The sequence below is a fragment of the Pararhizobium sp. PWRC1-1 genome, from assembly GCF_049897905.1.
Taxonomy (GTDB): domain Bacteria; phylum Pseudomonadota; class Alphaproteobacteria; order Rhizobiales; family Rhizobiaceae; genus Pararhizobium.
The window spans coordinates 216,202-235,362 of sequence record NZ_JAFCXE010000004.1; the positions used below are offsets into that span (position 1 = coordinate 216,202).

The window sequence follows — 19,161 nt, forward strand, 5'->3', positions numbered from 1 at the left end:
CGGCTGCTCAGATCGCGGCGACGAGGGTTTCGAACTGTTTGGCGATCGACAAGCTGGCAGTGTGATTGCGCAGCATGTGGATCATCTCGATGCCAGACAATGTTGCAACTGCGGATCTGAAAGACTTAAAGCCGAGCATCAGTTTGACGCGTCGCTTGATCCGCCGGTGATCCTGCTCGATGCCGTTGTTCAGATACTGACTTTGTCGGATGCGGACGGGTTCAAGCCGGCGGCGCGAACGATCCTGGAGGCGGCTGATGGTGTCACAGGAAATGATCGCTTCACGGTTGGTCTAGCTGCCGTCGATAACGACGCGTTCCGGCCGGCCATGCCGAGCGAACGCCTTTTTGAAGAAGCGTTTGGCGGCAGAAAGGTCACGATGCTCGCTGAGCCAGAACTCGACTGTGCATCCGTTGCTGTCGATGGCCCGATAGAGATATGTCCAACGACCGCGAACCTTGATACCGGTCGTTATCAGGAGGTCGTGTCGACCCCGATGTCAAACTCGGCGATCCGCAGCGGGGAAATCTTTGAAGCACGGCAGCCAGCTCCTCGTGCCCGCGGTGCGTGCCTGCTAACGGCCACCCCTCACCCGATATGATCCACTCGATATCCTCGGCGACCAATGACAGAAGATGTTGCTCGTCGTGCTTCCCGACCGCCACGAAAAGTCCTTCACGATCTGAGTGTTCGCTTCGATGTTCATGTCATTTGTCCTTTTTGTCCAGGCCGCAGGGTGTCCAAACCGTGAGACACCCTGCGGTTTCAGAGGTGAGACGGACCACATTGGTATGGCGATCACCACCAATCAGTCGAACTTGACCAAGTCCTTGAAGATCAGTCGGCCCCAGCTTTTTCCGCGCGCCTGGACAAGCAGGCCACCTTCGGAAAGCCCCCCGAGTGCAACGGCAGAAAAACCGAGCTTCTCCGCGAGCGCACCGATTTCAGCCGCCGCGCTGTCGTCGTCGCTTGCCAGGAACACAACCCTTCTGCCGCCATTCACAGCCGGATCATGGCCAAGCACCGTCGCACCCAAGTGGTTAAAGCCTTTGACGAGCCTTCCGCCAGTGAATGCCTGGGAAACGAACTTCGAAGAAGGCTGTCCTCCCAAGTCCTCGGGTGGCACGCCATATGCGTTGGTCACGTCTATGATCGTTTTCCCTGCCCAGTTAGAAAGCGCCTTCGCGACGTCCTGATGCGCCTCGTAGGGGGACGGCCAGGAAGATGATGTCTGCCTTGACGGCTTCCTCGAGTGTCTTGGCGACGATCGTGGGGTCGATCGCGGCCGCGGCTGATGCGAAACTTGCCGGATCGCGCGTTGTGGCGACCGATACTTGGATGCCGTTGCGGGCGAATGCCTTGGCTAGGGCCTGACCGATCTTGCCGAAGCCGATGATTGCGTAGCTCATATCCATTCTCCTTTGTTTCATCTTGCTCCCACGCCCCCGGATGATGAGTGGAGCGCGGAAAGGGCGTGAGGTCTTAGAGTTGGGCCAGCCCGCCATCGACGGCGACTTCGCTGGCGGTCATGAAACTGCTGTCATCAGACGCGAGGAAGGCGGCAACCGCCCCGATCTCCGATGGATCGGCCATACGCTGGAGCGGTGTCATCGCGGCGAAGACCTTCTGGCCTTCCTCGCCGAGTGCTTCCTTGGCGAGTTCGGTCGCGGTCGCTCCAGGCGACAGGACATTCACGCGGATGCCAGTGCTCTTGAGGTCCTCCGCCCAGGTCCGCGCCAGGTTGCGCACAGCTGCCTTGCTGGCGCTGTAAGCGGTCATCCCCGGAGCACCCGTGGTGCCGGCGCTCGATCCGGTCAGTATGATCGAGCCGCCCTTGCCCATCAGCGGAAGCGCCTTTTGGACTGTGAAGATCGTACCCTTGACATTGGTGTCGAAGGTTTCGTCGATGTGCTCCGCGGTGATCTTGCCGAGCGCGAGCTGGCTTCCGGCCCCGGCGTTGGCGAATACGATATCGAGCGCACCGCGCTCGGCCTTGACCGTCGCGTAGAGCCGATCAAGATCGGCCTCATCGGAGACAGAGCCTTTCACCGCGCGGGCATTCGGCCCAAGCTCGGCCAAAGCCGCATCGAGCGCATCCTGCCGCCGTCCGAAGATGAAGACGAAGGCTCCTTCTTCGACGAAGCGTTTCGCCGATGCGCGGCCGATACCCGTAGCGCCCCCAGTTATCACGGCGGTCTTTCCATTCAGTCTGGTCATCTTGTGCATCCTTCTTTGCTGCTTCGCGGGAGTAGAGGAGATAGGCATCCTCGATTTCCCGGTGATCTCTCTGCCGGGCTTGCCTGTGAGTCTTTCGGGCTCGCCTTCCAGAACCTAGAGATAGGATCAATCAGGCGACGCTTGGAGTGTGGTTCCGTGCACAAGGGTGGTGCAAAATCTATCCGGGGGAGTTGCCCCTCTAGTCGCTACAAGCTACTTCCACGAAGCAGAAAGTACCGGATGGCCCAACATAAGCTATGATGCCGGCCAGGCTGATGTAGGGAAAGGCGCACCGTGAGGTGCTGGATTGCACCATGATCGATTGGGATGACATCCGTTATTTTCTCGCCGTGGCGCGCGAAGGCTCGGTGCGGGCCGCGGCCGAGCGCCTTGGCGTAAACCACACGACGGTATTGAGACGTATCGCCCAACTCGAGGCAGGCCTCGGCGCCCAGATGTTCGAAAAGCTCCCTTCAGGATACCGCCTGACGGACGCTGGCGAGGAAATCCTGGAGTTCGCGGACCAGATGCAAGCGTCGTCGCGCCAGCTGGAAACGCGCGTCCTTGGTCGTGATCAGAGCGTGCGGGGGCTTCTTCGCGTGACACTGCCATCGCCTCTCTCGGGACACCTGCTCATGCCCGACTTCGCCGAGTTCGCGCGCCTGTATCCGGACATCGAGATGGATATCGTGTCGTCCGGGGAACTGGCGAACCTCACCAACCGCGAGGCTGACGTGGCGATCCGCGTCGTGTACGACCGCAAGACCCTGCCGCCCAATCTGCACGGCCTAAAGGGAGCGGAGATATTCGGAGGTATCTACATCTCCGTTGATCGGCTGGCCGCGCGGCGCGCGGGCGGGCCGGAGCTCAGATGGATCGCGATCAGCGGCCATGGAGTTCCGGACTGGGCTCGCGAGGGAGAAGTTCGCGCCACTGGCGCTCTGTTCAGGACCACGGACTTCGAGGCGCAGATCGCGGCGGTACGACAGGGCATCGGCATTACGACGCTGCCGTGTTTCGTGGGTGACGCCGATCCCCTGCTGGTGAGGGTACCGGATACAAACCTGCACCTGTATGGAACGGTCTGGCTTCTTACCCAGGGGGAGACACGAAAGTCGAAGCGCGTACGGCTGTTCACGGAGTTCGTATCCCGAAGGCTCGCCGCTTACGCTCCGCTTCTAAATGGATCGGTAACGCACAACTGACGCCAGACCTGGCCGATTTGCTTTGTCCCTGCGCGCTGGTTGAAAATATTAAGACAGGCTCGGGTCCATTGTGGATGCCCGGGCCAGCGCCTGTGTATCGGCCTACTTCCGAATGTGCGTCAGCTTGCCAATCTGGACAGTCATGGCGAAGACCCAGTCGTCCTCCCACGGCTTGTTGGTCGCCTTGACCTTTCCGGTGGCGACCCCAACGACCATGACCCTGTCTCCCTGCGCCACGAACTCGGGAGGCTTTGAGAACGGCTTCCATCGCCTCCGCGGATGTCCGAAGCAAGAACTCAAGTCCACTGCGCCCATGGTGCGTGCCCGCCAGGAGCCAGTCCTCGCCTGGAATAATCCATTCGATATCCTCGGCAGACAAGGCCAGGAAAGCTCGCTTGTCGCCGCGGCCCATCGCTGCGAAGAAGTCCTTCACGGTCTGGATATTCTCTTCGATGCTCCTCGAAATCTCTTCATCGTTCTTGATTACAGCGTGTCTGATCTGCCGGACACGCTGTATGGAGACCTCAGTATGAATGTGGTGGCGACGGCTCAACCGATGTCCACGTTCAGAGCAAGGTCCCAGGTGCCAGCACCGCTTTTGGCCAAACCGATCATCATCAGGCCGAGCGACTCGAGCGTCGGGGCCACGTGCTCCGCCAATGTCGAGCGGAGGCAGGCCGAGGCCTTCAAGAAGGGTCGAGACGCGTGCCTTCGCGTCCGCATCGTCGGCCGCGATGAACGCATCGAGACGTCCGCCTTTCGCGAGGACATGACCGAAAATGGTGTTGAGGGCCTTCACGACATGCGAACTTGCGGGAAGGGCCTTGGCCGGCTCCTGCGCACTTGAGCTTCCGCTGGGTGTCACAAGGCTTGAAGGTCGGCAGCGACCGGGTTTGTGATATCGATGATTATCTTTCCGCTGAGCGCGTCGCCGTAATCGGTCAGCGCAGCCGCGGCGGACCTAGCGCTTTACCACTAGACAAGCTCCCAGCCTTTTCTAAGCCAAATGAAAGCCATTGATGAAGTGGTAAAATCCTACGCCGCTGTTGAAGCCCCCTGAGTGATACCGATGAGCCGTGAGAAACCTGTCGGGACGGTATTGCTAACATATAAGCCAGTCGGTTCCGGTTGGACATGTGGACAAATGCCATTTCGCTTCTATGTGACAATATCGAAGCGCAGAGGGAAGCATTTTGGCGTCGCCGGGCGAGCTTCAATACGACGACTACTGGTAACGGTCGGGAGGACCGCAATCAGGTCGTGAAAAAAGAGCAATGCATTCTGTTTTATCACCGGGAGGAAAACCATGTTCAAACGTTCTTTGGCCGCATCGACGGCGCTTTTCGCACTAACGCTGGCACTACCGGCAAATACCTATGCCGCGTTCGATCTGCAGTGGTGGCATGCGATGACCGGCGCCAATAACGAGGTTATCAATCAACTGGCGAAGGAATTCAACGAGAGCCAGAATGCCTACACCATCACGCCGGTTTTCAAGGGGACTTATCCAGAGACACTGAACGCCGGTATTGCGGCCTTTCGCTCGAAACAAGCACCTGCCATCATTCAGGTTTTCGACGCAGGCAGCGGTGTCATGATGGGCGCCGAAGGTGCGATCGTTCCGGCGGCGGACGTACTGCAAAAGGGCGGGTTTACCTTCGACAAGTCGCAATATCTCGCAGGCATCGCCGCTTATTACTCCAAGCCGGATGGAACGATGCTGTCCTTTCCCTACAATTCCTCCTCGCCGATCATGTATTACAACAAGGACATGTTCGCGAAGGCTGGTCTCAACACCGAGAACCCGCCAAAGACATGGCCTGAAGTGTTCGAAGCCGCCAAGAAAATTAAAACAGGTGGCGCTGCTTGCGGCCTCACCTCAACCTGGCTGACTTGGATCCAGACCGAAAACTTCGCCGCCTGGAACAACGTAGCCTACGGCACCCAGGAAAACGGTCTTGGCGGAAACGATGTGAAGCTGGAATTCAACGCACCGCTTTTCGTCCAGCATTTCCAAGCCATCGCCGACCTCGCCAAGGATGGGACGTTCCGATATGGCGGCCGTACCTCCGAGGCCAAGCAACTGTTCATGTCCGGCGAATGTGCGATCCTCACGGAATCCTCCGGTGGTCTCGGCGACATCATCAAATCCGGCGTGAAGTATGGGATCGGCCAGTTGCCTTATTATGAGGGACATGGGCCGCAAAACACGATTCCCGGTGGTGCAAGCCTCTGGGTGTTCGCCGGCAAGAGCGACGAGGAGTACAAGGGCGTCGCGCAATTCTTCAACTTCCTGTCGCAGACCAAGATACAGGCCAAACTGCATCAGGTTTCGGGTTATATGCCGGTGACGAACGCGGCCTACGAGGAAACCAAAAAGTCGGGTTTTTACGACAAGAACCCCGGCCGTGAAACGCCAATCCTGCAAATGATGGGCAAGGCCCCGACAGAAAACTCAAAGGGCGTGCGTCTCATCAACCTGCCGCAGGTTCGCGACATCATGAATGAGGAATTCGAAGCCATGCTGGCGGGCCAGCAGGATGCGAAGTCCGCACTCGACAAGGCCGTCGAGCGGGGCAATGCGGCGATAGCCGAGGCCGTGGGCAATTAGCATACCTGATCGGACGTCGCTCGCATCCCGTATGCGGGGCGACGTCCGGACCACCTCGTCCGCTTTCCCACCGCCGGCAGGAGTACCCAGTGCACAACATCGCGTTTCCAAACAAGATTCTGCCCTATTTGCTTGTTGCGCCCCAGATCATTCTCACCGTCGTGTTCTTTTTCTGGCCAGCCAGTCAGGCGCTCTATCAGTCGATGGTGCGCCAAGATCCGTTTGGTCTGAAAAGCGGCTTCGTCGGCTTCGCCAATTTCAAAAATGTTTTGTCCGATCCGAGCTATATACACGCGCTGCAGGTCACGGTCGTTTTCTCCCTTTTGACGGCTGCGGTCGCAATGGGCGTCGCCTTGCTTCTGGCGACCGCGGCCGACAAGGTGGTTCGCGGTCAAGGTTTTTATCGCACCCTTCTGATCTGGCCTTATGCGGTGGCGCCCGCCGTCGCCGGCATGCTCTGGCTTTTCATGTTCAATCCGGCAATGGGCACACTTGCGTATCTGCTGCGTCGCAACGGCTTTGCCTGGGATCCGCTTTTGAATGGCGATCAGGCAATGGCGCTCGTCGTCGTTGCCGCTTCCTGGAAGCAAATCAGCTACAATTTCCTGTTCTTTGTTGCGGGCCTGCAGGCCATTCCAAAATCGCTGATCGAAGCCGCCGCCATCGACGGCGCGCGCGGCAGCCGGCGCTTCTGGACCATCGTCTTCCCGCTTCTAGCCCCCACGACGTTTTTCCTGCTTGTCGTCAACACCGTCTATGCCTTTTTCGACACGTTCGGCATCATCCATTCCGTAACCGGCGGTGGCCCGGCGAAGGCGACTGAAACGCTGGTCTACAAGGTTTACAATGACGGTTTCGTAAACCTCAACCTCGGCTCGTCAGCGGCGCAGTCGGTGATCCTCATGGTCATCGTCATCGCGCTGACTGCCTTCCAGTTTCGCTTCGTCGAGAAACGGGTGCATTATGGTTGAGGGCAAGAGATGATCGAAAAACGTCCTATCGCCAGTTTGGTTGGCCATTTTATCCTGATCATCGGCATAATCGTCGTAGCTTTCCCGATCTACTATACCTTCATCGCTTCGACTACGACATCAGAGGCGATTATCCGTCCGCCGATGTCGCTTCTGCCGGGCAGTCACATGGTGGAGAACTACAAGGAGGCCATGTCCGGAGGTGTCGAGCGGGTCGTCGGCGTCAGTTTGGAGCGATTGCTGTTCAATTCCTTCTTCGTCGCCATCGCGATCGCAGTCGGAAAGATCGTCATTTCGTTCCTCTCTGCCTTCGCCATCGTCTTCTTCCGCTTTCCCTTTCGCATGGCGTTCTTCTGGATGATTTTCGTGACGCTGATGCTGCCGGTTGAGGTCCGCATCCTGCCGACCTATAAGGTGATTGTCGATCTCGGGCTGATCGATACCTACGCCGGGCTGACGCTGCCGCTAATGGCATCAGCCACCGCAACCTTCCTGTTTCGCCAATTCTTCCTTACCATTCCCGGCGAACTGGTCGAAGCCGCACGCATCGACAATGCAGGCCCTTTCCGCTTCATGCGCGATATCCTGTTACCACTGTCGAGCACCAATATTGCGGCCCTGTTTGTCATCCTCTTCATCTATGGCTGGACGCAATATCTCTGGCCGCTGATGGTGACCAACGACGCAAAGATGAACACGATCATCATAGGGCTGCGTCGAATGGTTGACTTCACCGATGCCTCGACGCCATGGAACTACGTCATGGTCACGGCGATCCTCGCCATCATTCCCCCTATCGTCGTCGTCGTGCTGATGCAGCGGTGGTTCGTCAAGGGTCTCGTGGAGACGGAGAAATAATGGCTAATATTGTACTCAAAGACGCTCGCAAGAAATATGGTTCCGTCGAGGTCATAAAGGGCGTTTCGCTCGATATATCGGATGGTGAACTAGTGGTCCTCGTCGGCCCTTCGGGCTGCGGAAAATCAACGCTTTTGCGGATGATTGCCGGCCTCGAGAGCATCACCGCCGGGACGATCGAAATCGCCGGGCGCATCGTCAACGATCTCGAGCCTTCGGAACGCGACATCGCAATGGTGTTTCAGAACTATGCGCTCTATCCGCACATGACAGTCCGCCAGAATCTCGCCTATGGGCTGAAAAACCGCAATACGCCAAAGGATGAGATCGACCGTCGGATTGCCGGTGCCGCAAAGGCACTGGAAATCGAGCCCTTCCTCGAGCGCAAGCCTCGACAGCTCTCCGGCGGCCAGCGCCAACGCGTCGCCATGGGCCGCGCCATTGTTCGTGAACCGGCCGCCTTCCTGTTCGATGAGCCCCTGTCGAACCTGGACGCGAAACTGCGCGTTCAGATGCGCGTCGAGATCAAGCGCCTCCAACGCGCCTTAGCCACCACCAGCGTTTACGTCACCCATGACCAGATGGAAGCCATGACGCTTGCGGATCGGCTCGTCGTGCTGAATGCCGGTCGCATAGAACAACTCGGCACTCCGATCGAGCTATACGAGAAACCCGCGACGACATTTGTGGCAACTTTTATCGGTTCCCCTTCGATGAATCTCCTACCAATTGAAATAACGAGACATCAGTCTCTCGCTGAAAACGCTGTGCTGCCCGTGGGCACGGCAACACTCGGGGTGCGTCCGGAAGATTTGCATCTTCCGGAGCCTGGCACATCCGGAAATGGTTTTAGTATCGATGTCACAGTTGCGGCCGTGGAGCTGGTGGGCGCCGAGAGCTATGTGCATGGCTTTTTGGCGGACCGGCATCCCGTGGTTTTTCGTGTGGCCGGCCGTTCCCGGATCGCGATCGATGATCTCATGAGGGTTCACGCCGACTTCAAAAGCCTCCACTTCTTCGATGAAGCAGGTCGACGATTGGGCTAAAGGCGTCCTTATGATCGGCGCAACCGATCTGCCCAGTTCAAGGCCGGCCCCCTGCCCTTCGCCGTCGATCCGGCCTTTCATCAAGCCGTGGATGGACGGAAGCTCTAAGGTGGACGCCATCTTCTGCGACCGTGACGTCTTCGGCGATGGAACGGTAAAGATTGCTCAGCCTCGGCCTATTCGCTGACAACAAGCGCGCAATCAATTTCTACGCTCGGGAAGGTTTCGAAGCAGAATTCATACGGTTGGTCAAAGCACTCGGCCAATATTGAGCCTGCTTTTACCGACAAAGAAACCTTGGCTCGTCTTGAGGCAAGTCGAGCCTCAAGCCCCGTATTGTCGAGAGCTGCCTATTCCATCCCTGTCGCGGGCGGGCTTATCAGATCAAGCGGACGCACTATGCCAGCAACAATCAGACTGTGTCGCGCGGCCGCTTTCGAGACACCGAATTCCTGTACGCCCCCTTACAGCCAAATGTCTGAAAAGGCGGTTTGGACTGGGCGCTTCGGCAGGAGTTTGCTAACGCATCCTTTGTCCCACGGCATTTTCTACCGTCTTGTGGAGTGCCCGCGCCGGAGAGGATAAGGGCGCGTGATAGTCTTCTGCACTGACTACAGAGAGCGTGCGGCGCCCCCGGGTTCGACCTTGAAGCGGGAATCAGTCGGGACAATTTGACAACCGCATTTGCCAACTTGCTGGTGCTAGCGGTCGCTTTTTCCACCATGGCTGCATTCTGCTGGGTGACCTGGTCCATTTGATTGACAGCTATTGACTTCGGAAAGTCCAATCGCCTGTTCGTTCGCCGCTGTAACAACTGGGTGCGACTTCGACAGGTTCGCGGGTCTTTGGTACCACACAGAAATTGCCGTTCAGATTATGTGCATCCCCGGTTATATAAGAATTTTTCAACTGCTTCGATCGCCTTCTTCGAGTATCCGCTCGGATTGATGTCGGCGACCAGATCCGGGAGCGCGAGATCGGCGTTTGCCTGATCGATGTATTGCCGGAGGAATTCGCACGTTTTGTCATCACGGGCGATGCGCAGGGCGATCGCCTCGACGAACCCTAAACAGTATCCTTGTTGCGATGGATCCGTTTTGTTTCGGCACATGGATTGAAGGTTTGCGAACGTCGGCTCTGCGGCAAGCGCAGTGTCGATGAGCATGAGAAATGATAGAATGCCAATTGAAAGTGTACCTTGCATCATTTGCCTGTCCCTTCAGGCTCGGCGTTTTTGATGTTCTCCGAGAAGGTATAACGAGAAAGAGGGTCACGGCCGTAGCGCGACGCCACCGCCGGGACCCGCCCTTCCCGTCAGTCAGCGACTAGTCATTCCGAAAGAAGCTGGCCGCGGATGCCCTGCAGACGCTCCCTTTGTTTGTTGTCCACGACGGGCATTTTCAGATCAAGGCGTTCGAGTGACGAGGAGACGACCTCGGAGACGGCCAGCCGGGCAAACCACTTATTGTCGGCGGGAATCACAAACCAGGGTGCCCAGTCCGTGCTGGTGTTCTCCAGCATGTCCTCGAAGGCCTTCTGGTAGTCATCCCAGTATTTCCGTTCCTCATAGTCCGCGGCGGAAAATTTCCAGTTCTTGTCGGGCTCGTCGATGCGCGAGAGAAACCGCTTTTTCTGCTCGTCCTTGGAAATGTTTAGAAAGAATTTCAGGACGATTGTGCCGTTCTGACGAAGGTACTTCTCGAAGTTGTTGATCTCCTTGAAACGGTTCTCCCAGATGTTGCCTTTGATCGCCTCCGGGGGAAGCTTCTGTTTTGCAAGGAACTCTGGATGGACCCTGACGGCGAGAACCTCCTCGTAGTACGAGCGGTTGAATATGCCGATCATTCCCCGGCCCGGTAGCGCCTTAGATGCCCGCCAGAGATATCCCTGGTCGAGTTCTTCGGCCGAGGGGGACTTGAAGCTCGTGACGTGGCAGCCCTGCGGATTGATCCCGGACATGACGTGGCGGATCGCGCCGTCCTTGCCTGCGGCATCCATCGCTTGGAAGATGATCAGCAGGGCGTATGTGTCCTGCGCGTAGAGCACCTGCTGCATTTCGGAGAGGCGCTGGACGTTCGAGGCGACCTTTTGCAAGGCCCCGGCCTTGTCGTCGTATCCGCCCGTGAAATCGGGATCGAAGTCCCTCTTCAGCGACACGGCCTTTCCGGGTTCGACTGCTATGTCGCGGAATCGGAACTTAACCTGGCCGCTCTCGCCGACCGGTATCTTTCGCTTTTTGTCAAAGTCCACGTCGAGTTTCATTGCGCTCTCTCCCTCTCACAAACGGGGCCGTCAACAGCCCCGGATTTGCAAAGCCACCTTCTTTCCTTGTTACTAAATTATGCTATCATCAAATACGACAATAGCCAGACGATCCTTTAATTCAACTACATAGATAGACTTTTATCCAATTGGAGAGTGGTGCAGCTCGGCTTCGACAGCCGAAGCGCCATAAAAGAGGGGGGTAAAATGACGATTTCGAGTAAGCAAGGCGACAACGTTTCAAACAAGAATCTGTTCATGACGGCCGACGAACTTAGGGACTATGCCGACACAATCGACACCGCGCGTGCATCGAAGGCTTTCGACGGAATGAAGAACGCGGAGGATGCGCGAAAGATCGTTATGGAGAGAATGTCCAAACCGATCGAGGTCACCGACCAGATGCGGGCGAGCATTCTTTCCCGCGTCAAGGCGGCAGCAGCCGAAGGCAAAAACGAACTGATGGTGCTTCAGTTTCCAGTAGAAATCTGCACTGACGATGGTCGCGCGATCAACAACAACGAGCCCGAATGGCCCGACACGCTCACGGGTGTTCCCCGGCAGGCCTATGAGGCATGGCGGGACCGGTTGAAGCCCGCGGGCTACCGCCTCACCGCCTCGATCGTCGAATGGCCGCATGGAATGCCGGGCGATGTCGGCATGTTCCTTGGATGGAGCAAACCGAAGGAGCTGTGATCGTAGCCAATCTGCTCCCGGCCGTGCTGCGGCGAAAAATCAACATCTGAGATGGCCGTCAGCCGGTCTGCATGGACAACATTCTGTTCAGGCCGCTTTGAATGGCTGAACGACGCCGGCTTTCGGTCGTTGGTGATCGGAAATCGCTTAAGCGAAAGCATCAGAGTTACCTCCGGAGTCGACCGCCGCCATGCCGACGTTTCCATTGATCGCCAGCCTAAGGGAATATCGGATCGCTTGGCTTAAGCATGATCTGACGTCAGGACTTTCCATCGCGGCGGTCGGTCTCCCGAGTGCGATCGCTTACCCAGCACTGGCGGGTTTGCCGCCGGAAGTCGGCATTTATGCGAGCATCATGGCGGTGCTCGGCTACGCTCTTCTTGGGTCGTCGCGGCAGCTCGTCGTCGGGCCGGACGCAGCCACGGTAACGGTACTTGCGGCGGTGCTCGTTTCCTTCGGCCTCTCAACAGTTGCAGAGAACGTAGTAGCCTCTGCGGCCGTCGCGGCAATTGTTGGCCTGCTTTGTGTTCTGGCAAGCTTCCTCAGGCTCGGCTTCATCGCCAATCTTCTCTCGCGTCCGATCCTGATCGGCTTCATGACGGGTATTTCGCTGTCAATCCTGGTCGGGCAGATAGGCCGCCTCACCGGAGTAAAGATCGAAAGCGATGGGCTCTTCCCTCCCCTGTTTGAAATCGCTGCGAAATCAGATCTAATCCATTGGCCGACCCTTGGTTTGGGATTGGGACTGTTCGTTCTGCTCCGCTTGTTGGGCGCGCTGGTGCCGTCAATTCCTGGACCCCTTGTCGTCGTGGCGCTCGCCACCGCCTTGTCGTCCGCCTTTGATTTTGCGGCCCTTGGGATCAGTGTTGTCGGCGTCGTACCCTCGCATCTACCGTTCCCGTCGATACCAATTCCGCAGCGCGTCGCCATTGGTGATCTCATCTTTGGTGCCGGGGCCGTGCTGATCGTCAGCTTTGGATCGGGTATTCTGACGGCGCGCAGTTTTGGTACGAAGAACAAATACCCCGTCGACGCAAATCGTGAACTTCTCGGGTTTGGAGGTGCCAATCTTGCCTCGGGATTGTTCGGCGGCTTTCCTGTCACCGCGTCGGATTCCCGCACTGCAATCAACGATATGATGGGTGGCAGGACGCAGTTGGCGGCTCTGTTCTCCGCCGCCGCCCTGGCGCTCACGGTCCTGTTTCTGTCCGATGCACTGGCCGTTCTCCCAACTGCTGCACTAGGAGCAGTTCTTGCGTCGGCAGCGATTGGCCTGATCGATCTTGAAGCGCTCAGAGCCTTATGGAGGGTCAGCCGTGTAGAGTTTTTCTTTGCGCTGATCAGTATTATGGGTGTCCTCGCTCTGGGTGTTTTAAGGGGTGTGATCGTCGCTGTGGTTGCCACTCTGCTTTACCTTGTCATGCAGGGAATGACGCCGCGAGATGCTATGTTGGGGCGTATTCCGGGACGCGGCGGCTTCTACAAGCTTCATCGGCATGCGCAGGCGAAGCCGGTTCCCGGTCTGGCGATTTATCTCCTCCAAGGCAGTCTGCTTTTCTTCAATGCTGATTACGTCAAGCGGCGGATTGAGGACATTTTTGCAAAACTGGGGCCTGATACGACAGGATTCATCTTCGATGCGGGAGCCTCCCCCCTCATCGACAGCACCGCAGCCGTTATACTCGACGAAATACGGGCAATGGCAGGAGAACGGGGCATGAAATTCGCACTTGTCGATCTCCACAGTGCGCCCCTTGCGATACTCGAACGCTCCGGCGTCCTTGCCAGAATAGGTCCCGCCATGATTTTCGATGATCTGGAAGAGGCTGTGACGGCCTTACAGATGGAAACATCGCACGCTTGAAGGGAAGAGCCAGTGGAAGCAATAAAACGCCAAGCCCGACTGACCGTATCGCTTTTTTCGTTCCCCGAGGCATCGCGTGGAACGCCTAGCCCCGCCTCCCTCCCCCCGCCCGAACGCGAAGGGGCCCGATCTTCAACTTCCGTAGCGAAGGTCGTCATTTCGCCCAGCGTACACACGCGGAATCGCGCGAAACTGATCGACAATGAGCCTGTTATCAGGGAACGAAACGAGGTCCCCAGGAGCCGCCGCACTGTCTATATTATCGATATCGTCGCCACCTATCTGGACATCATGAGGAAACACGAGACGATAACGCTGGTAAGAAGATCCGGTTTCCACGCGATCTGAATGCAGACCCTCCTACCGCTGACAACAACTATTCAATTTGTGAACCTGTTGCTGGTCGTGAACTTCAGCATGAAGGGTGCTTCTACCGGTAGAGCATCGACATCTGTTCTGCGATATCCGGGCGTTACGAAGATCTTTATCGGCGGCCAACCGTCTCGAACCGACGCCGCAGTTTCAGGCCATCGATATTCGGTACAGCGGCACTTCTGGCATTAAAAAACCCGGCTGGTGTGAAGCCGGGTTCTCGACGTAACCGGGACGCCTTCCCGTTAGTGCGTAGTGCTGTTGATGAGTGCATCGATGAGTTTGATCTGCGAGCGATTACCGCGCTTATACTCGTTGATCAAAATCTTTGCTTCTGCAGTCGCATCCTTGCGCAGAATGCGATGTTGCGTACACCAAGCGTCAAGAACCGTCTGGAGCAAATCGAGGTCTTTTGGGGGTATTGCGATATCGGATAAATGCATCATTTTTCCTCCCAAGGATGACATCTTTTTTTTGTGAGAAACCGCCTCCTCGCGACCTCCCGCACCAGTATCCTTAGTCTAAAGTAGCAGGCGCACAAGATGAAAATATGACGTTTTTCATGAGGTACGTACCCGTTTTCGAGTGTTCGGAATCTCTGCATATTTTTATTGCAGAACTGGAAGAAGGCACCCCGTTCGTCGTCGGATTTTGGCCTAAGGGTTGATGGCACCTAAGCGCCGGCCGCAAGCAGACATGCCACCTGGCAGTGTGCTAGTTGCGGCGCTTCGATGGGTGTAGACTGCCATCACAACAGCCTTTCATACAAGGGAACGGTGATGAGTATCCCCGAGCTCGACAGGAAGCTGCTGGCGATCCTGGCGGCGGATATGGTAGGCTACTCGAAGGCGATGGAGGCCGATGAGGCCGGTACCATCAAGTACTGAAGACCATCCGCGCCGAGCAAACTGATGACGACGGAGCGCTCGTCGCGTTTGACAACGTGGTTGATGCGGTTGCCTGCGCCGGGAGTTTCAGAATGCCGTGGCGGCGCGCAACGCCGGCTACCGGAGCGTCAGCGCATTGTATTCCGCGTCGGGATCAATCTGGGCGAGTGGTGTTGGTGGACGGCGATGTGTACGGCGATGGGGTGAATGTCGCCGCGCGGCTCGAGCAGTTGGCCGAGCGTGGCGGCGTGATGGTGTCGGGGACGGGCTAGACCGCTTCGGTACTTAACCGGAGCGACAGCTTTTGGGAGGTTTCATGAAAATGTCGAACGGCCGAATTGGAGGTGCAAAGCTGCCGCGGCGTCTCGACAGCAAGGGGGCCGGAGGCGGACCGTCGGTTGCCAAAACGGTCAATGCCAGAAGCAGACATCCGGAACGTCGGTGAAGAGGGATCGGCCCAGGCTGCCGTCCACGGGGCCTCAATGGCGTCTTCCTTTTCTGGGAATGAGCGTTCTGAAAAGTTCATCAAGATTGGCTCCTGAGCCACCGCCTTTGAGTGCCAGATGAAAAGAGACAGGCTAGTTTCGACTAAAAAAAGCGAGTACGCTAATTCCGGGATGATCATCAGGCCATCGACCATGCGGCCACTGAAAGCAGCGGTCGTCGGCGCGGATAGCCAGGTCGTTGATGCAGGCATAGCGCATCCGCATCAGGCCGCTATCGTCAAACTCCCAATTCTCGTTCCCGAACGATCTGAACCAGTTCCCACTGTGGTCGTGCCACTCATAGGCAAACCTAACGGCGCTACGATTGTCGCTAAGCGCCCAGAGCTCCTTGATCAAACGGTAGTCGAGCTCCGGCCGCCATTTTGCCGAAAGGAACGCGACGATCGCTTCCCTCCCGGTGACAAACTCGGCACGATTCCGCCACTGGCTGTCTACCGTATATGCCAGAGCGACCCTCGCCGGGTCGCGGCTGTTCGAGCCGTCTTCAGCAAGACGAACTTTCTCGACTGCGCTTTCAAACGTAAAAGGTGGAGGGGTGGTCGTTGAGCTTCGGTCATCTTTCCGGGTTCTCCAACCGCGCGCGCAAAGTCGCGTTCTCGGTTTCCAATCGCTGCAGTTGTTCACGAAGAGGAGCGACAGCTTGTTCAACCTGCTGTTCGGTGTAGCGCGGGATGATGTGCTGTGGGCAATTCCAATCGAACGCCTCAAGCCGAAGCCTGAAGATCCGTTCCGCCCTTCCTTTGTAGGTCGGGTCGGAGACCAGTTCGGTGAGTTCCTGGTCAGCATCAAGCGCCAGTCGCTCCACATACGCGTAAATTTTGAGCCGTGCCCGTCGCACATAATCCATCAAAAACAGGCAGGTCCGATCGTTAGCGGCAAAATTGCCGGCGCTGATGTACTGGCGATTACCCCGGTAGTCGGCAAAGGCCAATGTTCGCTGATCGACGACCTTAAGGAAGCCGGCTATTCCTCCACGGTGTTGAACGTATGGCCAACCCCTTTCGGAGGCCGATGCCATATAGAAGCTGTCACGTGAGGCGATGAAGGCGATCTCGTCTTCGGTGAGCGTGTCTGAAGGGCGGTTGTCAGCGCCCAGCCATATCTGGTCCACCCCCATGTTAGCCTGAGCCGCTCTGACGCTTGGCGTTACAGCGACCTCAAGGAAATGATATGGCATGCCTATTCTCCTTGCCCAGGCAGGCTCGCATCGTAGTCTCACGGTGCGAGCCCGGATCTATCTTTGGGTAGCCGAAATCAGTGCTTGGCAATTTATACCCTTAAGATCACCGAGAGCAGACATCAGTCCTGCAAGGCCCAGTCTGCGACCTGCCAACGCATCTCCCCATGATCAGCAACGACACGACCGAGCCCAGGGAACGGCATGTGCGTGGCAGCGATGAGTGCGCCTTCCGACGCGGCACGCGGAAAGAAGCGATCACGCATGGCTTTCGCAGCGGCACGGTCCTGCTCAAACAGGAAGAACACATCGGTCGCGGCCGGATGCACGACCGGAAAAATCATATCCGAAACCATGATCATGCTCTTCCCGCCATCTTCGACCCGCACGCCGATATGGCCGGGTGTATGGCCGGTCAAGTCGACGATCGAAACGCCCCGCATAATCTCGCGCTCTCCGTCGATCGCTTGGAGCCTCGGATATAGCCGCACGACCTCCTGCGCCATCCTGAAGCTCGTCTGCAGGTAATCAGGTGCGCCGTTGCGCTTGGCCGGATCGGTCCAGTGATTGATGTCGCGACGATCGATATAAAGCTCGGCTCCGGGGTAGTTGTTCTTACCTCCCAGAACCAGCCCACCCATGTGGTCTTGGTGCATATGCGTTACGATAACCGCGTCGATCTTGTCGGGCTTCAGACCGAGCGCGGCGAGTGCCTGTGGTAACTGTCCGGTCTGCCCGATCGAACCTGCCGCACCGGCATCGATCAGGATGCAGCGCTCGCCATCCTCGACGAGATATTGGTTGAAGAGGAACCGAACGCCACTCGGCCGGGCGGTAAACTGTGCGCTTGCCGCCCTCTCGACCTCGGGCGCTGAGCGCCCCGGAAAGTAGTCATAGGGCATATCGGCATACCCATCCGTCAGTGCCGTCACGGTGAACCGACCGATGCGGATTTGTGCGACCGGGTTCACCGCAACAGGCGCCTTGGTAGCTTCCTGCGTCGCCGCACGGGCGGCTGAGCCGCCGAGCAGGCTTCCACCGAGGAGGCTTCCCCCGATGAGGCCGAGAGGCAGAGCGCCAGCGAAGGCGCGACGTGAAAGTTGAGGCATGACATCTTCCTCCGGATCAGTAGCACGATGGGAGCTACGTCGAGCCCCTTGACGACGCGAATGCTATGACATCCACAAATAACGGGGTATCCTGGCAATATGGAAACATTCTTCTCATTTTATGGAAGGCTTCGATGGATCGTTTTGACGCGATGACGGTGCTATTGGCGGTGGCCGACGCTGGCAGTCTTTCTGCCGGGGCACGGAGGCTGAATGCGCCGCTGGCCACGGTCAGCCGCAAAGTGTCCGATCTTGAAAAGCATCTTGGCGTTCGCTTGGTCGTGCGCACCCGCCGCGGCCTCGCCTTGACGGAGGAGGGGCGCGCCTTCGTCGCCGCGTCACGTCGTATTCTCGAGGAACTGGACGCGGCGGAGCGGCAGGCCAGCGGCGATTATGGAGCGCTGCGTGGCGGGCTGCACGTGACCGCGCCGATTGCCTTCGGCGAGCGCCATCTGCTGCCAATCGCGCTCGAATTCCTGAAGGAGCAACCCGATATCAACCTGCGGCTGACCCTGACTGATCGGCAGCTAAGTCTGACGGATGAGCACGTCGATGTAGCCCTACGGATCGGGCACCTGCCGGACAGCCCGATTATCGCAACACGGGTTGGTGCCGTCCGCCGGGTGATCTGCGCGAGCCCCGACTATCTCGCCCGCCGAGGAGTGCCGCGTCAGCCGGAAGACCTCGCCCCGCATGATGGCATAAGCTTCCAGGGCTTCGAAACCGCCCCGGAATGGCGATACCGCCGGGACGGCGCAGCCTTTGCCGTCGAGCCGCGCCTCAAACTCGCGGTCAACACGACAGAGGCTGCCATTCAGGCTGCGCTGGCCGGTATCGGCATTATTCGCGTGCTTTCTTACCAGATAAACGAACATTTGCGCTCTGGCGCTCTGCAGGAATTGTTGGCGGAGTTCGCACCGGAGCCGCTGCCAGTAAATGTTATTCACGGACCAGCCGATCCGCTGTCGCTGAAGGTGCGCTGCTTCCTCGACTGGATCGGCCCCCGCCTGCGCGCGCGGATGGCATCCTAGCCTTCCGCCTATCAGACGCGCCCCCGTTAATGGCGGTCAGGCTCACCGGTAGTCGATCGCCTGCATTGACGACCGCTTGCCCTAGCGGACCGTCAAGGACATCCGCCACCGGCGAGTTGATTTCCGCTTTGGCGCACAGGCGATCAACGCCGCAGTGCATGCCTTTAGCGCGACCGAGTGTGCGGTGTCTTTCAGCGAGGCCGGCCATTCGGCGAGATGGCGATAGGCATCCATCACGCTGCGAACCTCTGCCGGAAATCCGAGGCCGACGAGAATTGGAACAGGCTGTCTGAACATATCGGGTTTCATCGCTCTCTCCTTCCCAACCCGGATGTTGACGGGCGCCGTC

15 protein-coding genes and 6 pseudogenes are annotated in these 19,161 nt (G+C 57.8%); 9 read left to right on the plus strand and 12 right to left on the minus strand.

Translation table 11 applies throughout. The features are described from left to right. Positions 1-7 precede the first annotated feature (7 nt). From ACP7E0_RS08930 to ACP7E0_RS08940, 3 genes and pseudogenes are all read right to left on the minus strand, one after another. Positions 8-469, minus strand: a pseudogene (locus tag ACP7E0_RS08930) (IS6 family transposase); the annotation flags it as partial. Between the two features lie 339 nt (positions 470-808). Then, a pseudogene (locus ACP7E0_RS08935) lies at positions 809-1,409 on the minus strand (NADPH-dependent F420 reductase). A 73-nt stretch (positions 1,410-1,482) separates the two neighbouring features. Beyond that, on the minus strand, positions 1,483-2,217 hold the full coding sequence (locus ACP7E0_RS08940) for an SDR family NAD(P)-dependent oxidoreductase (protein WP_426124359.1): 735 nt from the start codon (positions 2,215-2,217) through the stop codon (positions 1,483-1,485). Between the two features lie 314 nt (positions 2,218-2,531). Between ACP7E0_RS08940 and ACP7E0_RS08945 the strand changes: the two genes are divergently transcribed. After that, positions 2,532-3,422, plus strand: coding sequence for a LysR family transcriptional regulator (locus ACP7E0_RS08945; RefSeq protein ID WP_426124361.1), 891 nt, complete (start codon positions 2,532-2,534; stop codon positions 3,420-3,422). A 102-nt stretch (positions 3,423-3,524) separates the two neighbouring features. Here the strand turns inward: ACP7E0_RS08945 and ACP7E0_RS08950 are convergent. Then, positions 3,525-3,834 (minus strand): annotated as a pseudogene (locus ACP7E0_RS08950) (nuclear transport factor 2 family protein). A gap of 894 nt (positions 3,835-4,728) precedes the next feature. Here ACP7E0_RS08950 and ugpB point away from each other — a divergent pair. The 4 genes from ugpB (at position 4,729) to ACP7E0_RS08970 (ending at position 8,908) form a co-directional block, all read left to right on the plus strand. After that, the gene (gene ugpB, locus ACP7E0_RS08955) at positions 4,729-6,033 is read left to right on the plus strand and encodes a sn-glycerol-3-phosphate ABC transporter substrate-binding protein UgpB (RefSeq protein WP_426124363.1); all 1,305 of its coding nucleotides are present in this window, start codon (positions 4,729-4,731) and stop codon (positions 6,031-6,033) included. A gap of 89 nt (positions 6,034-6,122) precedes the next feature. Then, positions 6,123-7,004, plus strand: a complete 882-nt coding sequence (gene ugpA / locus ACP7E0_RS08960; RefSeq protein ID WP_426124365.1) for a sn-glycerol-3-phosphate ABC transporter permease UgpA — start codon at positions 6,123-6,125, stop codon at positions 7,002-7,004. Between the two features lie 9 nt (positions 7,005-7,013). Continuing rightward, positions 7,014-7,862 carry a sn-glycerol-3-phosphate ABC transporter permease UgpE gene (gene ugpE, locus ACP7E0_RS08965; protein WP_426124367.1) on the plus strand — a complete coding sequence of 283 codons (849 nt, stop codon included), beginning with the start codon at positions 7,014-7,016 and terminating at the stop codon, positions 7,860-7,862. Next, positions 7,862-8,908, plus strand: a complete 1,047-nt coding sequence (locus tag ACP7E0_RS08970; protein ID WP_426124541.1) for a sn-glycerol-3-phosphate import ATP-binding protein UgpC — start codon at positions 7,862-7,864, stop codon at positions 8,906-8,908. The genes ugpE and ACP7E0_RS08970 overlap by 1 nt, the downstream gene beginning before the upstream one ends. Before the next feature lie 874 nt (positions 8,909-9,782). Here ACP7E0_RS08970 and ACP7E0_RS08975 read toward each other — a convergent pair. Next, positions 9,783-10,115, minus strand: a complete 333-nt coding sequence (locus tag ACP7E0_RS08975; RefSeq protein WP_426124369.1) for a hypothetical protein — start codon at positions 10,113-10,115, stop codon at positions 9,783-9,785. Positions 10,116-10,237: 122 nt separating this feature from the next. After that, positions 10,238-11,170 carry a polyphosphate kinase 2 family protein gene (locus tag ACP7E0_RS08980; RefSeq protein WP_426124370.1) on the minus strand — a complete coding sequence of 311 codons (933 nt, stop codon included), beginning with the start codon at positions 11,168-11,170 and terminating at the stop codon, positions 10,238-10,240. Positions 11,171-11,377: 207 nt separating this feature from the next. Between ACP7E0_RS08980 and ACP7E0_RS08985 the strand changes: the two genes are divergently transcribed. Both ACP7E0_RS08985 and ACP7E0_RS08990 read left to right on the plus strand, forming a co-directional pair. Further along, entirely contained in the window at positions 11,378-11,866 is a 489-nt protein-coding gene (locus ACP7E0_RS08985) for a hypothetical protein (RefSeq protein WP_426124372.1), read from the plus strand. Between the two features lie 190 nt (positions 11,867-12,056). Beyond that, complete coding sequence (locus ACP7E0_RS08990; protein WP_426124373.1) at positions 12,057-13,730, plus strand: SulP family inorganic anion transporter; 1,674 nt, start codon at positions 12,057-12,059, stop codon at positions 13,728-13,730. Positions 13,731-14,347: 617 nt separating this feature from the next. On the opposite strand, the gene ACP7E0_RS08995 is transcribed toward ACP7E0_RS08990, so the two are convergent. Continuing rightward, a complete protein-coding gene (locus ACP7E0_RS08995; protein WP_426124375.1) occupies positions 14,348-14,548 on the minus strand; it encodes a hypothetical protein in 201 nt (66 codons plus the stop codon). Between the two features lie 333 nt (positions 14,549-14,881). Here ACP7E0_RS08995 and ACP7E0_RS09000 point away from each other — a divergent pair. Further along, a pseudogene (locus ACP7E0_RS09000) lies at positions 14,882-15,255 on the plus strand (adenylate/guanylate cyclase domain-containing protein); the annotation flags it as partial. Positions 15,256-15,257: 2 nt separating this feature from the next. Here the strand turns inward: ACP7E0_RS09000 and ACP7E0_RS09005 are convergent. The 4 genes and pseudogenes from ACP7E0_RS09005 to ACP7E0_RS09020 form a co-directional block, all read right to left on the minus strand. Continuing rightward, the gene (locus ACP7E0_RS09005) at positions 15,258-15,686 is read right to left on the minus strand and encodes a hypothetical protein (RefSeq protein ID WP_426124559.1); all 429 of its coding nucleotides are present in this window, start codon (positions 15,684-15,686) and stop codon (positions 15,258-15,260) included. After that, positions 15,568-16,052, minus strand: a pseudogene (locus ACP7E0_RS09010) (DUF1348 family protein). The gene ACP7E0_RS09005 and the pseudogene ACP7E0_RS09010 overlap by 119 nt, the downstream one beginning before the upstream one ends. Continuing rightward, positions 16,049-16,672, minus strand: a complete 624-nt coding sequence (locus ACP7E0_RS09015; protein ID WP_426124377.1) for a pyridoxamine 5'-phosphate oxidase family protein — start codon at positions 16,670-16,672, stop codon at positions 16,049-16,051. Before ACP7E0_RS09015 ends, ACP7E0_RS09010 begins: the two are co-directional and overlap by 4 nt. Before the next feature lie 122 nt (positions 16,673-16,794). Next, a complete protein-coding gene (locus tag ACP7E0_RS09020; protein WP_426124379.1) occupies positions 16,795-17,781 on the minus strand; it encodes an MBL fold metallo-hydrolase in 987 nt (328 codons plus the stop codon). Between the two features lie 134 nt (positions 17,782-17,915). Here ACP7E0_RS09020 and ACP7E0_RS09025 point away from each other — a divergent pair, with 134 nt between their 5' ends. Further along, on the plus strand, positions 17,916-18,812 hold the full coding sequence (locus ACP7E0_RS09025) for a LysR family transcriptional regulator (protein ID WP_426124381.1): 897 nt from the start codon (positions 17,916-17,918) through the stop codon (positions 18,810-18,812). Between the two features lie 144 nt (positions 18,813-18,956). On the opposite strand, the pseudogene ACP7E0_RS09030 reads toward ACP7E0_RS09025, so the two are convergent. Beyond that, a pseudogene (locus tag ACP7E0_RS09030) lies at positions 18,957-19,121 on the minus strand (DUF982 domain-containing protein); the annotation flags it as partial. Positions 19,122-19,161 lie beyond the last annotated feature (40 nt).